The organism is Acidimicrobiales bacterium (genome assembly GCA_016794585.1).
Classification (GTDB): domain Bacteria; phylum Actinomycetota; class Acidimicrobiia; order Acidimicrobiales; family DATDAH01; genus JAEUJM01.
On record JAEUJM010000013.1, the window covers coordinates 335,883 to 350,416 of the forward strand.

The 14,534-nt window shown below is 73.3% G+C and carries 12 protein-coding genes; 6 read left to right on the forward strand and 6 right to left on the reverse strand.

Annotated features, from left to right (window positions below; all coding sequences use genetic code 11):
* The first annotated feature begins 66 nt into the window (after window positions 1-66).
* From lon to JNK12_07200, 3 genes are all read left to right on the forward strand, one after another.
* A complete protein-coding gene (lon, locus tag JNK12_07190; GenBank protein MBL8775696.1) occupies window positions 67-2,370 on the forward strand; it encodes an endopeptidase La in 2,304 nt (767 codons plus the stop codon).
* Between the two features lie 76 nt (window positions 2,371-2,446).
* Window positions 2,447-3,013 (forward strand): hypothetical protein, encoded by a 567-nt coding sequence (locus JNK12_07195; protein ID MBL8775697.1) that lies wholly within the window; start codon window positions 2,447-2,449, stop codon window positions 3,011-3,013.
* A 5-nt stretch (window positions 3,014-3,018) separates the two neighbouring features.
* The gene (locus JNK12_07200; GenBank protein MBL8775698.1) at window positions 3,019-3,315 is read left to right on the forward strand and encodes a hypothetical protein; all 297 of its coding nucleotides are present in this window, start codon (window positions 3,019-3,021) and stop codon (window positions 3,313-3,315) included.
* A 38-nt stretch (window positions 3,316-3,353) separates the two neighbouring features.
* Here JNK12_07200 and JNK12_07205 read toward each other — a convergent pair whose 3' ends face one another.
* From JNK12_07205 to JNK12_07230, 6 genes are all read right to left on the reverse strand, one after another.
* Complete coding sequence (locus JNK12_07205; protein ID MBL8775699.1) at window positions 3,354-5,675, reverse strand: acyltransferase; 2,322 nt, start codon at window positions 5,673-5,675, stop codon at window positions 3,354-3,356.
* Window positions 5,676-5,773: 98 nt separating this feature from the next.
* On the reverse strand, window positions 5,774-6,661 hold the full coding sequence (locus JNK12_07210; protein ID MBL8775700.1) for a hypothetical protein: 888 nt from the start codon (window positions 6,659-6,661) through the stop codon (window positions 5,774-5,776).
* Window positions 6,662-6,871: 210 nt separating this feature from the next.
* On the reverse strand, window positions 6,872-7,468 hold the full coding sequence (locus tag JNK12_07215; GenBank protein MBL8775701.1) for an ATP/GTP-binding protein: 597 nt from the start codon (window positions 7,466-7,468) through the stop codon (window positions 6,872-6,874).
* On the reverse strand, window positions 7,449-7,817 hold the full coding sequence (locus JNK12_07220; GenBank protein ID MBL8775702.1) for a DUF742 domain-containing protein: 369 nt from the start codon (window positions 7,815-7,817) through the stop codon (window positions 7,449-7,451). The genes JNK12_07215 and JNK12_07220 overlap by 20 nt, the downstream gene beginning before the upstream one ends.
* Entirely contained in the window at window positions 7,814-8,236 is a 423-nt protein-coding gene (locus JNK12_07225) for a roadblock/LC7 domain-containing protein (protein ID MBL8775703.1), read from the reverse strand. Before JNK12_07225 ends, JNK12_07220 begins: the two co-directional genes overlap by 4 nt.
* Window positions 8,233-11,211 carry a sensor histidine kinase gene (locus JNK12_07230; GenBank protein ID MBL8775704.1) on the reverse strand — a complete coding sequence of 993 codons (2,979 nt, stop codon included), beginning with the start codon at window positions 11,209-11,211 and terminating at the stop codon, window positions 8,233-8,235. The genes JNK12_07225 and JNK12_07230 overlap by 4 nt, the downstream gene beginning before the upstream one ends.
* A gap of 193 nt (window positions 11,212-11,404) precedes the next feature.
* On the opposite strand from JNK12_07230, the gene JNK12_07235 reads away from it, so the two are divergent.
* From JNK12_07235 to JNK12_07245, 3 genes are read left to right on the forward strand one after another with little or no spacing between them, the layout of a single operon-like run.
* Entirely contained in the window at window positions 11,405-12,136 is a 732-nt protein-coding gene (locus tag JNK12_07235) for a DUF4388 domain-containing protein (GenBank protein MBL8775705.1), read from the forward strand.
* A gap of 5 nt (window positions 12,137-12,141) precedes the next feature.
* Window positions 12,142-13,224 carry a CapA family protein gene (locus JNK12_07240; protein MBL8775706.1) on the forward strand — a complete coding sequence of 361 codons (1,083 nt, stop codon included), beginning with the start codon at window positions 12,142-12,144 and terminating at the stop codon, window positions 13,222-13,224.
* Complete coding sequence (locus JNK12_07245) at window positions 13,221-14,519, forward strand: M18 family aminopeptidase (GenBank protein MBL8775707.1); 1,299 nt, start codon at window positions 13,221-13,223, stop codon at window positions 14,517-14,519. The genes JNK12_07240 and JNK12_07245 overlap by 4 nt, the downstream gene beginning before the upstream one ends.
* Window positions 14,520-14,534 lie beyond the last annotated feature (15 nt).

A 14,534-nucleotide genomic window follows, 5' to 3' on the forward strand; every position in this document is an offset into this window, starting at 1 on the left:
GTGAACGACGTCTCCACCCTCACCCTGCCGGTGCTGCCGCTGACCACCGGGGTCGTGTTCCCCCAGATGGTGGTCACCATCGCGGTCGAGTCGGACGAGGCGCGCGCGGCGGTCGAGGCCGCCAGCGACGGCCGCCTCCTGCTCGTCCCCCGCCTCGACGGCCGCTACAGCCGGATCGGCACGGTGGCCAAGGTGGAGAGCCGCCTCAGCCTGCCGAACGGGCAGCCGGCGCTGGTCGTCCGCGGCGAGTCCCGGGCCCACGTCGGCGCCGGTGTCGTCGGCACCGGCGAGGCGCTCTGGGTGCAGGCCGAGCCCGTGGCCACGGACGAGCCGTCCGAGCGCGTCGCCGAGCTGGCCCGGGAGTACCGCGCCACCGCCCGCGCCCTGCTGGCGCAGTTCGGGGGCCGGCGCGTCAGCTCGGTCCTCGGCGACGTCGACGACCCCGGCGCCCTCGCCGACACCGCGGGCTGGATCCCCGACCTCGCTCTCGAGCGCAAGGTCACCCTCCTCGAGACCGTCGACGTCGAGGCCCGCCTCGAGCTCGCCCTCGGTTGGGCGAAGGACGCCCTGGCCGAGCTCGAGCTGGCCGAGCAGATCCGCAACGACGTCACCGAAGGCATGGAGAAGACCCAGCGCGAGTTCCTCCTGCGCCAGCAGCTGGCGGCCATCCGCAAGGAGCTCGGGGAGGACGGCGACGACGACCCGGTGGCCGACTACCGCGAGCGCTTCGCCGACCGCGATCTGCCCGACGACGTCGCCGCCGCGGTGGACCGCGAGCTCGGCAAGCTCGAGCGCACCAGCGCCCAGAGCGCCGAGTACGGCTGGATCCGGGCCTGGCTCGACACCGTGGCGGAGCTGCCGTGGGGCGAGCGGTCGGCCGACCACCTCGACCTCACCGAGGCCCGAGCCGTGCTCGACGCCGACCACACCGGACTCGACGACGTGAAGCAGCGGGTGGTCGAGTTCCTCGCCGTGCGCAAGCTGCGGGCCGAGCGCGGCATCGACGCCGATGGCGGCCGCAAGGCCGGCGCCATCATCGCCCTGGTGGGCCCGCCGGGTGTGGGCAAGACGTCGCTGGGCGAGTCCATCGCCCGAGCCCTCGACCGATCGTTCGTGCGGGTCGCGCTCGGCGGCGTCCGTGACGAGGCCGAGATCCGCGGCCACCGGCGCACCTACGTGGGCGCCCAGCCGGGACGCATCGTCCGTGCCCTGGCCGAGGCGGGCACCATGAATCCCGTCTTCCTGCTCGACGAGATCGACAAGGTGGGCTCGGACTGGCGGGGCGACCCGTCGTCCGCGCTGCTCGAGGTGCTCGACCCGGCCCAGAACCACTCGTTCCGGGACCACTACCTCGAGGTCGACCTCGACCTGTCCGACGTGCTCTTCGTGGCCACCGCCAACGTGCTCGACACCATCCCCGGTCCCCTGCTCGACCGAGTGGAGATCGTGCGCCTCGACGGCTACACGGAGGACGAGAAGGTGGCCATCGCCCGGGACCACCTGGTCGCCCGCCAGCTCGAGCGCAACGGCCTGCGTCCCGACGAGGTGGTCTTCGACGAGGACGCCCTGCGCACCGTGATCGCCGACTACACGATGGAGCCCGGTGTGCGCGACCTCGAGCGCCAGCTCGGCAAGGTCCTGCGCAAGGCCGCCACCACCATCGCCGGCGGCGACGCTCCCGGGGCGGAGGGGGGCGACGACCCCGACGTGACCATCGGCGTGGACGACCTGCGCCCCGCCCTCGGTCGGGCCCGGTTCCCCCGTGACGACCACGACCGTCGCCACGGCCCCGGCGTGGCCACCGGCCTCGCCGTCACCGGCGCCGGCGGCGACGTGCTCTCCGTGGAGGCGACCGCCCTCGACGGCGACACCGGCCTCAAGGTGACGGGCCAGCTCGGCGACGTGATGTCCGAGTCGGCCGAGATCGCCTTCACCTACGTGCAGGCCAACCGCGAGGCGCTCGGGATCCACGCGGGCGCCGACCAGCGCCGCTTCCACCTCCACGTCCCCGCAGGGGCCGTACCGAAGGACGGGCCGTCGGCCGGCGTCACCATGACGACGGCGTTGGTGAGCCTGCTCACGGGTCGGCCGGTCCGTCCCGAGGTGGGCATGACCGGTGAGGTCACCCTCCAGGGCCGGGTGCTGCCCATCGGAGGGGTGAAGCAGAAGGTGCTCGCCGCACAGCGGGCCGGGCTCACCACGGTGATCCTGCCCGCCAAGAACGGCCCCGACCTCGACGACCTCCCCGAGGACGTCCGCGAGGCCATGACCCTGCACCTGGTCAGCGACGTCACCGAGGTCCTGACCCTCGCCCTCGCCGACCCCGAAGAGGACGCGACGGCCGGCGACGAGGTCCCCGCCGCCGCCTGATCCCCACGTCGGATCCGGCCCCGGATCCGCCCGCCGAGCGGGCGGGTCCGGGGCCGGCCGCGCGTAGGGTGAGCGCATGGCCCGGCTGTTGCGCATCGGGGGCGCCAAGCGCCCGTGGCCCGAGGTGCGGGCGGCCATCGAGGCCGCCACCTCGCGCCGGTTCCCCGCCGCCGACGTCACGGTGGACGACGAGCCGTCGATCCGCTGGCACGACGGTCCCGCCGAGGCATCGGTGGCCGAGGCCGTCGGCGAGCTCCCCGGCTGGCGCTTCGCCGTGGCCCTCGCCGGCCCCGACGGCGCCGGGGCGCCCGCCGGCGACGACCGGCGCTCCCCCATCTGGCTGCGCCGCACCTTCAGCGACGAGGCCCTCGCGGTCGCCGTCGTGCGCTTCCAGGCCAGCGCGGTGCGCCCCTTCGACAGCACCCGGGAGGGGGCCGAGGCCCGGCTGCGGGACCTGCTCGACGTCGACGACCCCGCCACCAGCGGCTACCCCCTCACCGACACCATGGCCGCGCTCCTCCTGGCCGATCCGCCCGCACCCGACGACGTCTCCCCCACTCGCGCCGACGCCTGGTCCCGCCGCCTCACCGAGCTCGGCTACGACCGGCTGTGGAACCGGGCCTACGCCGAGGCGCCGATCTGACCGTGGTGGGCGCGTCGCTGGTGCTGGCCGAGGCGGTCGGGCTGGGCACCCTCGCCTGGGAGACGGTCAAGGCCATCTTCTTCCTGCTGCCCCTGGCCCTGACCATGTGGGCCTTCCTCGACGCCGCCAAGCGCCCCGGCTGGGCCTGGGCCCTCTCCGGTCGCAGCCGGGTCACCTGGCTGGTGCTGATCGCCTTCGGCGTGCTCACGCTCATCGGCGGCATCGCGATCTCTCTGTGGTACCTGCTGCGCGTCCGCCCCGTCGTCGCCGCCACCGAGGACGGCCGGTTCCCTGAGACCTGAGCCCTGCGCCGATCCCCGGCCACGCCCATCGAGCGGCGTCAGAAGCCGGGGCGGGCCTCGAGCTGGAGCATGGTGCGGAGCGTGGCGTCCGCGAGGAGGAGGTCGCCCTCGGGCGTGTAGTGGAGCCCGTCGTCGGCGCGCACCCGCACCATCTCGCCGTCGGGGCCGATGGGCAGGTCGTCCGAATACTCGCCGTTGAGGCTCGAGGGCGTGGCCCAGTCGATCTTGGGCACGGCGAACGAGCGGTAGATCTCGTTCAGCCGAGCCACGTGGTCCTCCATGGGGCCGTAGTAGCCGTTGGTCTTCACCGGCGGCGAGATCACCCAGAAGACCCGGGCGCCTCGGGCCGAGGCGCGCCGGATCATCTCCCGCGACACCTGTTCCCACGCCTGGTAGGCGAGGTCGGTGTTCGGCAGCACTTCCGTGCCGTCGGGCAGCCGGTAGAGCTCGTCGGGCGGGTTCGTGTAGTCGCAGCAGGCCTCGATGACCACGACGTCGGGGTCGAAGTCGGCCACCCAGCGGTCGATCTGGCTCAGCCAGTCGCCCTCGCCCTGCGGGTTCAAGGGGCCGGTGCCCGGCCCGCCGGCGTAGCCCGTGGTGATGCCCCGCTCGGCGAAGCGGTCACGGAAGAAGGGGTAGGCCTGGCCCATCACCGAGTCGCCCACCAGCAACACCCGGTCGACGTTCGGGGCGGTGGTGGCGGCCACCGGGACGGCATCGGCCACGGCGTCGGCCTGGGCGGCCAGCGCCTCGGGGGAGGTCTCGGGGGCCTCGATGGCCCGGGTGGCCTCCGCGAAGTCGGCGTTGGGCACGGTGGGAGGGCTGAGCGTGACGAGGACCACGGCCATGACCACGGCGGTGACCGCGGCCGGTGCGACCACCCACGACCGCTTGGACACGAGCAGGATGCGCTGGCGGACCGGCTGCTCCAGATACCAGTACGACACGACGGCCAAGCCGAGGGTGACCGCCATCCGCAGGGCGAACAGCGGCCACAGCGCCAGCCCCGTCCGCTCGGGGGTCAGCCACAGGAAGATGGGCCAGTGGATGAGGTAGACGCCGTAGGAGATCTTGCCCAGGGCCACGATCCCCGACTTGGAGAAGATGGCCTGCACGGGTCCGGCCACCTGGAGGGCGGCGAGGATGAGCAGGGCGGAGAAGCCGGCGTACACGACCAGGCCGCCCTGGTAGAGCACGCCGTCGCTCTGATCGATGTTGAGCCAGCACCAGACGGTCGCCCCGAGGGCGAGGACCCCCGCGGCGCCGGCGGCGAGCACCGCTCCTGGGCGACGGAGTGGTCCCCGACCGACGAGGACGAGCGCCAGCAGGCCTCCGATGAGCAGCTCCGCGGCCCGGGTGAAGGTCGAGTAGTAGACGCGGGCCGTGTCGAGGCCGGGCTCGTACAGGTGCAGCATCCACGCCAGCGAGGCCACGGTGAGGCCCAGCAGTACCGCGAAGAGCACCCGGCGGGCACCCTTGGCCACCTTGAGCACCCCGAACACCAGCAACGGGTACACGACGTAGAACTGCTCCTCGATGGCCAGCGACCAGAAGTGCTGGACCGGGGAGGGCGCGGTGAACAGGTCGGCGTACGACTGGTCGGCGACGATGAAGTGCCAGTTGGCGACGTAGAAGAGGGCGGCCAGCACGTCGCCGCGCAGGTCGTTGAGCTGGGCGGCGTCGGCCACGAAGAGACCGAACAGGACCGAGATGCCCGCCAGCACCACGACCGAGGCCGGCATGAGACGGCGGAACCGGCGGGTCCAGAAGTTGCGGAGGCTGATCGTGCCCCGACCGTGGTGCTCGGTGACCAGCAGGGTGGTGATCAGGAAGCCGGACAGCGTGAAGAAGGTGGACACCCCGAGGAAGCCGCCGCGCGCCCAGGCGAACTGGCCGTGGAAGAACAGCACACCGAGCACCGCGAGGCCGCGCAGGCCGTCGAGGGCCGGCTCGTAGCGGATGTGCACCTTCGGGGCCGCGGCGACCGTGGCCCCGGCGGTCGCCACGTGGGCCAGATCGGCCTGGGGCTGGAGCGCGGGGTCGTCGAGGTCGGGGTCCTCCCGGTCGGCGATGGCCACGACCTCGCGGCCGTGCGGCGTGGCGTCCTGGTCGAACAGCGTGGGGCCGTCGACCGAGACCGCCGCGGCCACCAGCACGGGGGCCTCCTCGTCCTCGTCCCGGGGCACCGGCGCCTCGACCACGGGCTCCCACGCGTCCTGGTCGAACAGGGTGGCGGCGGCGACCGTGATCTCGTCGACGCCGTCCATCTCGGCCTCGCCTCCCGCGTCCGGTTCGCCATCCGCGGGCGCGGTCGTGACCGGGGGCGCGTCGTCGGAGGGCTCGCGGTCGGAGTCGGTCATCGAGGAGATCGGAGGGGGGCCCGGCCGGCGCTGACCCACGTCAACGCCGCGCCGCCGGGCACGGGCCAGCCTACCGTCGGTCCTCTCCCCATTCGGGGTCAGCGCAGGTCGTCCGGCGGGGGTCCGTAGCGCCCGCGGAGGTGGTCGGCCATGGCCCGGAGCCGTGCCCGCGCGTCGTAGATGTCACGACGTCGATCTGGCCGCCGCCAGCCGCGCGCCACCATCCACAGACCGAGCGACAGCCGGACGAACGCCGGCCACCGGCCGAAGTTGTCCCGCACCAGCAGGAGGGTGTTGCGCTCCTCGAGGTAGTCCACGAGGGCGATGCGACCCGACGTCACCGGGTTGCGCACGTCGGCCCCCCGCACGATGCCGACCTCCCAGCCCGCCCGCCGGGCCCGCTCCCCCAGGTCGGCTTCCTCGCAGTAGGCGAAGTAGCGCTCGTCGAACAGGCCGATCTCGTCCAGGCAGGCCCGGCGGGCGAGGAACAGCGTCCCGTGTGGGTAGTCCATCGGCTCCCACCCGCTCGCGACCCGGGCGGGGACGATGACCGGCCCGAAGGCGCGATCGATGACGGTCGTCATGCCGTCGCCCACGTCGGCGCTGATGAGCCCGGACTCGGGCCGACGAGCGCCTTCCTCGACGATCCGGCGGAGGCAGCCGTCGGCCACCAGCGCGTCATGGGGCGCCACGCCGCACCACTCACTGCCCTCGGGATCGTCCAACCAGCGCCGCAGGCCCACGTTCAACCCGGGCCCCCACCCCAGGTTCGAACGCTGCTCCAAGAGCATCGGCGCCCGATCGAACTCCCCTGCTCGACGAGCGAGACCCTCACGAAGCAGCGCGATCTCCTCTGGCCGGGAGTCGTTGTCCACCACCGTGAGCCGGACCGGGACGTCCTGCCCCGCATACCGCTCGACCGCCGTGAGGCACCGATCCGCCTGGTTCCAGTGGACCAACACGATGTCCACCACCGGAAGCTCCACGAGGAGTGGAGGCTACCGACGGCGGGCGGCCGCCAGGCCGTCCGCCGTCCCGATGCGTAGGGCGGCAGCACGCGGCACCGGGTAGCCCGGCAGGTGGCGCCCGTCCGGAGGGTCCGAAACGACACGCCTTTCCGTCGTTTCGGATACCGGACGGGTGACAGGACCCGCCGGGCGGACGCGCGACGAGCGTGGTGTCAAGGGTGGGGGTGGCTACACCGCTTTGAGCATGGCGTGCTGGACCAGCTCGAGGAGGGCCGCCTTGGTGGACTCACGGTCGCGGGCGTCGCAGAGGATGAGGGGCACGTCCGGGGACACCGCCAGCGCCTCGCGCACGTCGTTCACGTTGTGGGCGAGCATCCCGTGGAAGCAGTTGACGGCCACGATGAAGGGGACGTCCATGGACTCGAAGTAGTCCACCGCGGGAAAGCAGTCGGCCAGGCGGTTGGTGTCGACCAGCACGATGGCCCCGATGGCGCCGCGCACCAGGTCGTCCCACATGAAGCGGAAGCGGTCCTGGCCCGGCGTGCCGAACAGGTAGAGGATGAGGTCCTCACCGAGGGTGACCCGGCCGAAGTCCATGGCCACCGTGGTCGACTTCTTGCCTTCGGCGCCTCCGACGTCGTCGACGCCCAGGCTCACCTTGGTCATGGCCGCCTCGGTGGTGAGCGGCTCGATCTCGCTGATCGAGCCGACGAGGGTGGTCTTGCCCACCGCGAAGCCGCCCGCGATCACGATCTTGACGGGGAGCGGGACGGTGGCCGTGGTGCCCGCCGTCGGGTCGGCCGTCTCAGAGTGCCTGAAGCCCATTGAGCACCCTTTCCAGGAGCTTGATGTCCGGTCGGTCGTTGGAGTTGATCTGCGGCTGGTTGGTGGCCAGGAGACCCTGCGCGGCCATGTCGCCCACGAGCACCCGCACGACGCCGAGCGGCACCTTGAGGTGGGCGGAGATCTCGGCCACCGAGAGCGGTGCCGAGCACATCGTCGCGATGGCCTTGTGCTCGAGCACCAGACGGGGCACCGCGGACTGGCCCTGCGGTGTGGTGCGGATGAGCGTCTCGAGCGGCAGGTCCGCCACCGGGCGCGTACGGCCGCCGGTCAGCGCGTAGGGACGGAGCCGAGCCCCGAGTCCCTCCTGCGGCTCGTCCGCCGTGGTCATCGCGGCAGGGCGCCCTGCAGCTCCGCGCGCAGCTCGGGCGTGAGCACCGTGCCGGCCTTCTCGACCATGACCGCCATCTCGTAGCCGACGAGCCCGACGTCACAGGCGGAGGACGCCACCACGGCGAGGCTCGAGCCGTCGCTGATGCCGGTGACGAACAGGAAGGCGTTCTCCATCTCGACGATCACCTCGTTGACGGCACCGCCGCCGAAACGCCCGGCGGCGCCGTAGGCCAGGCCGATGAGCCCGGAGGCGACGGCCGCGAACCGATCGGCGGCGTCACGGTCGAGCCCGCCCGACAGCGCCATGGGCATGCCGTCGGAGGACACCACCACGGCCTCGTGGACCCCGGGGACCCGCTCCACGAAGTTGCTGATGAGCCAGTTCAGGTTCTGGGCTTCGGTGCTGAGGCCGTTCATGACCGCTCCTCGGGGTGATCAGTGGACGATGGCTGACGGCCCTGCTGGAGCCCGCTGCGGTAGCGGGACAACATCGCTTGGACCTCTTCGGGTGAACGCTGGGACGCCGAGACCGCCCGCCGGCCGTCGGGGGCCTGGCGCGGCGCGCCTCCACCGGGCTGCTTCGCCGAGCGCTGGACGAGCCCGGCAGAGGTCAGGCGCTGGCCGGACGCCGGCGGGGTCGGCACCCGCCGCGGTGTGGTGGTCGGTCCCGGGGCCGGGGTGTCGACCGGGCGGGGGGTGAGCGGCGCCGGGGCCTCGACCGGGGGGACGGCGGCCGGCGGGGGCGGCGGCGGCGGGGGCGGCGAAGGTGGCGGGGGCGGCGAAGGTGGCGGGGGCGGCGCCTGGGCCACGGGGGCCTCGGGCCACCCGGTCGGCGTCGAGGGTCCCGAGCCCACGAGCGACGCGAGCCCCTCCTCGAACGCCTCACCCTCGGGCAGGGCCTCGTGGAGGCTGCTCGGGGACGCCGACGGCGACGGCGACGCCGACGGCGGCGTGAACAGCGGCACGTCCGGGGGCTCCAGCGGCTCGAGGGGGCCGGGGCCAGAGAGCGGCCCGAAGTGGTCGCCGCCCGTCGGGACATCGTCCTGGGTCAGCTCGGGGAAGCCCACCGGCTGGTCGTCCGACGGCGCCCAGAAGTCCTGGTCGACGCCGGGGACATCACCGGACGGCGGGGGCGGCGGAGGCGCGGGCGCCGCCGCCGTCGGCTCCACCGGCGGCGGGGCGAAGGTGGACGCGGGCGGCTCCGCGAAGCCGGCGGCCGGGGCCGGCGGAGGTGGTGGCGCGAAGGTGGCCGACTCCCCGACCGGCGTGACCGGTCCCGCCGTGGGCGCCAGGTCCGGCAAGGGGGCACGCCCGTCGTGGCCGTCGGCCTCGGCGAAGAGCGCGCCGAGGGGCGAGGCGTCCGCGGTCGCCCGAGGGCCGCCGTGCATCGGTGCCGCGGGGACGGGGGCCGTGACCTCGTCCGGGGCGGCCGCGGCGGGCGGGGCCGGGGGCGGCGGGGGCGGCGCCACGTTGACGGGCGAGTCGACCGCAGGCATGCCCTCGTCGGCCACGAGCGCGGGAGGGAGCACCACCATGGCGCTGATTCCGCCGGCCGGTGACGACACCAGACGGACGCCGATGCCGAAGCGGGCGGCCAACCGCCCGATGACGATGAACCCGAGGGAGCGGGACAGCGCCAGGCCCACGAGCGGTGGGTGGGCCAGCATCGAGTTGGCCTCGGCCAGCTGCTCGGCGCTCATGCCGATCCCCTGGTCGGAGACGGTGATCAGGTACCCACGGTCGGTCGTGCGCTGACCGACCACCTCGACGTGGGTCTCCGGCGGCGAGAACTGGGTGGCGTTCTCCATCAGCTCGGAGAGGAGGTGCGCCAGGTCGACGGCGACGTTGCCTCCGACGGTCACCTCGTCGAGGGCGAGCAGGTTCACCCGGGTGAAGTCCTCGACCTCGCCGATGGCCACACGCACGACGTCGGCGAGCGCCACCGGGCGCGCCCGCCGTCGGGGCGGCTCGGCGCCGGCGAGCACGAGCAGGCTCTCGGCGTTGCGGCGCATGCGGGTGGCCAGGTGGTCGAGCTTGAAGAGGTGCTCGAGCTGCTCGGGGTCCTCCTCGTTGGCCTCGAGCTCGTCGATGAACTCGATCTGGCGGTCGAGCAGCGACTGGTTGCGACGGGCGAGGTTCACGAAGATGTCGCCGATCCCCTTGCGCAGGAGGGCGGCCTGCTCCTCGGCCACCTCCACGGTCACGTTCTGGATGGCGTTGAAGGCCTCGGCGAGCTGGCCGATCTCGTCCCGGGACCGGACCTCGATGGGCTCGACCGTGATGGGTGCCTGCTCGGCCATGCCTTCGGGGGAACGCAGGTCCTCGACCAGGCGGGGGATGCGCTCGGACGACAGCACGTTGGCCGCCTTCGTCAGCTTCCGCAGGGGCCGGGTGGTGGCCCGGGCCACGATCGAGGCGAGCAGCAGGGCGACCAGGGTGGCGGCGGCGGCGCCGGCGAGGTACAGCCGGACGGCCTTCTCGGCGGCGAAGGCCTGGGCGGAGGCCTCGTCGGTGACATTGCCGAGGATCGCGTCCTCGACGCTCTGGTAGGCGTCGAGGCGGGCGGTCCCTGCCGCGATCCAGTCCTCCACGAGCACGTCCGGGTCACCACTGCCGCCGAGGCTGCCGGCGGCGATGATCTCGGCCTGGAGGTCCTGCGAGGCCTGCACCTCCGGCGACGCCAGCTCGTTCGCGAGCCGGGTCCGGAAGCCGCCGTTCTGGGTCTCGTTGAACCGATCGAGGTGGGCCTGCTCCTCGTTGGCGGCGGTGACGGCGGCGTCGAGGTCCCCCTCGCTGAAGGCGCCGGCGGCCAGGACCCCGGTGAGGTCGGCCACGACGACGGCACTGGCTTCCTTGGCCTTGGCCAGTGCGGCGTAGTCGTTGAAGGACTGCGCGAGCTCCGGCACCGCGATGCTGGCGCCGATCTCGCCGTTCAGCGCGAGCAGGCTGTCGGTCGTCCGGCCGTAGCCCTCCATGGCCGCCTGGGTGCTCAACGCCGCCGCGTCGACCTCGGCGCGGAGGTCGTCGAGGCCGTTGAGGCGGTTCTGCACCGACGCGACCACCTCGCCCATCCCGGAGGAGGCCGAGGCGAAGTCGATGCCCCGCAACTGGGGCTCGAGGCCGCTGACGGCCTCGTCGGTGGCTTCGCGCTGACGGGCGAGGTCCTCACCGCCGAGCTGGCCACCGCTGCCGAGGAACTCCGCGGTCAACATGCGCTCGAGCTGGAGCTCGTGGACGGTGGCGGAGTCCGCCGCCGCCACCTCCGTGAACTGCTCGACGTCCTGGGCCGAGTCGGCGTCGGCGAGTCGCTCCTGCACCCCGAGGCCCGCCAGCACCCCGAGGACCAGCAGCGGCGCCACGAGGACGGTCAAGATCTTGGTCCCGACCTTCATGTTTCTGAGCATCTGCGGGCCCCTGTGTCGTCGAACGGCTGGCAACCGTGATCCCGGAGGCCCGTGCGGTGCGGACGGCTCCTGGACTGGTGATCCATCGGATCGGGCCGCGCGGAGTTGAGCCATGCACAGGCGCGAGCCCTCGGCCTCCGTGATGCCCATGGGGCCGCCCCGAGAGCGGTACGGTGCCCCCGTGCCCGTGGAGGAACCCTCGCAGCCGAGCGGTCCCGTCGCCGGCTCGCTCGCCGAGCGCCCGCTCGCCGACGTGCTCCGTGGCCTCGCGCAGGCCCGAGAGACCGGCATCCTGCACCTCTCGGGCAGCTACGCGAGCATCGTGTGCCTCCGCGACGGCGGCATCTACCTCGCCCACGCCGAGACCGGGCCGTCCCTGCGCCAGGTCTTCGTCGCCACCGGCGTCGTGTCCGAGGCGCAGTGGGACCGCTCGATCGAGGCCAGCCGACAGGGCGGCCACCTGATCGACGCGCTGCTCCAGACGGGCGAGGCGACGCCCGAGGGTCTGCGGCGGGCCCTGCACGACCACACCGTCAACACGTTGTTCGAGCTGCTCGTCCCCAACGCCAACCACTACCGGTTCGGTCCCGGCGAGGTGCACCAGATCGGCACACAGTTCGCCTTTCCCGTCGACGACGTCCTCGACGCCGCCGGCGCGCGGCTCGCCGAGTTCCGGGCCCTCGCCCGGGTGATCCCCTCCACCGAGGTGGTGACCCGGGTGGTCCCCCGCCTTCCCGAAGGCACCACCGAGCTCACCGTGAGCGCGATCGAGTGGCAGGTGCTCGCTGCCGTCGACGGGCGCGCCACGGTCGCCGAGATCATCACCGCCGTCGGCCACAGCGCGTTCACCGTGTTCAGCGCCCTCCACCACCTGCTCCAGGTCGGCGCCCTCGAGCGGGTCGACGGCAGCTGACGGGCGTGGCTCGGCCGACGCTGATCCTGCTGGCCGTCGTCGCGCTCGCCGCGTGCAGCACGACCGAGATCGCCCGACTGCCGACCGGTCCCGAAGAGGCTGGGGTCAGGCCGACCACCACCACCGCCGCGACCGCACGTTCGGTCAGCGAGGTCCCCGTGGTGAAGGGCCCGGTCACCTTCGCGTTCGGTGGCGACGTGCACTTCGAGGGCGAGCTCCGGTCCGCCCTCGAGGCCGACCCGGGCACCGTGCTCGCCGACATCGCCCCGTCCCTCGCCCAGGCCGACATCGCCATGGTCAACCTCGAGACCGCCATCACCGACGGCGGCACGCCCGAGCCGAAGACCTACACCTTCCGCGCCCCGGCGACCGCGTTCGACGCCCTCCGAGCTGCCGGAGTCGACGTGGTGACGATGGCCAACAACCATGGCATGGACTACGGCCCGGAGGGATTCGCCGACTCGCTCGCCGCCCGCGACGCCAGCGGCCTCCCGGTGGTGGGCATCGGCGTGGACGCCACCGAGGCCTATGCCTCCCACCAGCAGGTGGTCAACGGGCAGCGCATCGCCATCTTCGGCGCGACCGACGTCCTCGACGGCAACCTCATCGGCCGCTGGACCGCCACGGACGGCCAGCCGGGCCTGGCGTCGGCGAAGGAGCGCGACCGCCTCGTCGGTGCCGTCGCGGCCGCCCGGCCACAGTCGGACACCGTGGTCGTCTTCCTGCACTGGGGCACCGAGGGCACCACCTGCCCCAACGCCACCCAGCCCGACCTCGCCCAGGCGCTGATCGATGCGGGCGCCGACATCGTCGTCGGCAGCCACGCCCACCGACTCCTCGGTGCCGGGCGACGGGGCGAGGCCCTCGTCGCCTACGGCTTGGGCAACTTCGCCTTCTACACCTCTGGTGGCCCGGGGGCCGAGACCGGGGTCCTGCACGTGACGGCCACGGGCCGCCGCATCGACGACTACACCTGGGAGCCCGCGACCATCGTCGGTGGCCGGCCCCGCCCCCTCACGGGCGCCGAGGCCGAGTCGGCCTCGACCTCGTGGGCCGCCCTCCGCGACTGCACCGACCTGGAGCCATGACCCCCCTCTCCGCCACCACTGCCGACCTGCTGTCGTTCATCGATGCGGCGCCTTCCCCGTTCCACGCGGTGGAGGTCGTGGCGGAGCGACTCCTCGCGGCCGGCTTCGTCGAGTTGCTGGACACCGCGGATTGGCCGGAGGACGACGGTCGGGACCGCTTCGTCCGTCGGGCCGGCGCCATCGTGGCGTGGACGGGCGGCGCCGATCGTCCGGACCTGCCGTTCCGGCTCATCGGGGCCCACACCGACAGCCCCAACCTGCGCATCAAGCCCCGACCCGACACGGGCCGGGTGGGCTATCGCCAGCTCGGCGTCGAGGTCTACGGCGGTGCGCTCCTCAACTCGTGGCTCGATCGCGACCTCGGGGTGTCCGGTCGCGTCGCCGTACGCGCCGACGACGGCGGCGTCACCACCCGTCTGCTGCGCATCGACCGACCGCTCCTGCGGGTGCCCCAGCTCGCCATCCACCTCGACCGTGAGATCGACCAGCGGGGCCTCCAGCTCAACCGCCAGGCCCACCTCACCCCCGTGTGGGGGCTCGGCACCCCGGTGGAGGGCGGATTCCGCACCCTCGTGGCGGAGTCGATCGGGGCCGACCCGGGCGAGGTGATCGCCTGGGACGCGATGGCGCACGACCTCACGCCGTCGACCCTCCTCGGCGTGGATGACGAGCTCGTCAGCGCCCCGCGCCTCGACAACCTCTGCTCCTGCTGGGCCGCCACCCATGCCCTGCTCGACGCGGCGGTCGCCGCCGACGACCTGGCCGGCGCACGGACCGCGGTGCTGTGCCTCTTCGACCACGAGGAGGTGGGAAGCACGACAGAGCGTGGCGCCGGCGGCGCGCTGCTCCCGGCCATCCTCGAGCGCATCGTGGCCTCGCGGGGCGGCGGCACGGTGGAGCTGCGACGGGCCCTCGCCGCGTCGCGGTGCGCCTCCGCGGACATGGCCCACGCCGTGCACCCCAACTACGTGGAGCGCTACGAGCCCGACCACCACGTCGCTCTCAACGGGGGTCCGGTGATCAAGACCAACGTGAACCAGCGCTATGCGACCGACGCGGTCGGCGCCGCCGAGTTCCGCCTCGCCTGCGAACGGGCCGGGGTGCCGGTGCAGGAGTACGTGAACCGGTCCGACCTTCCCTGCGGGTCGACCATCGGCCCCCTCACCGCGGCGGCGCTCGGCGTGGCCACGGTCGACGTGGGCGTGGCGCAGCTGGCGATGCACTCGGCCCGCGAGCTCAGCGGGGCCGAGGACCCCCCTCGCTTCGCCGCGGCGCTCGCCGCCTTCCTGTCCTGACCTTCCTGTCCTGAC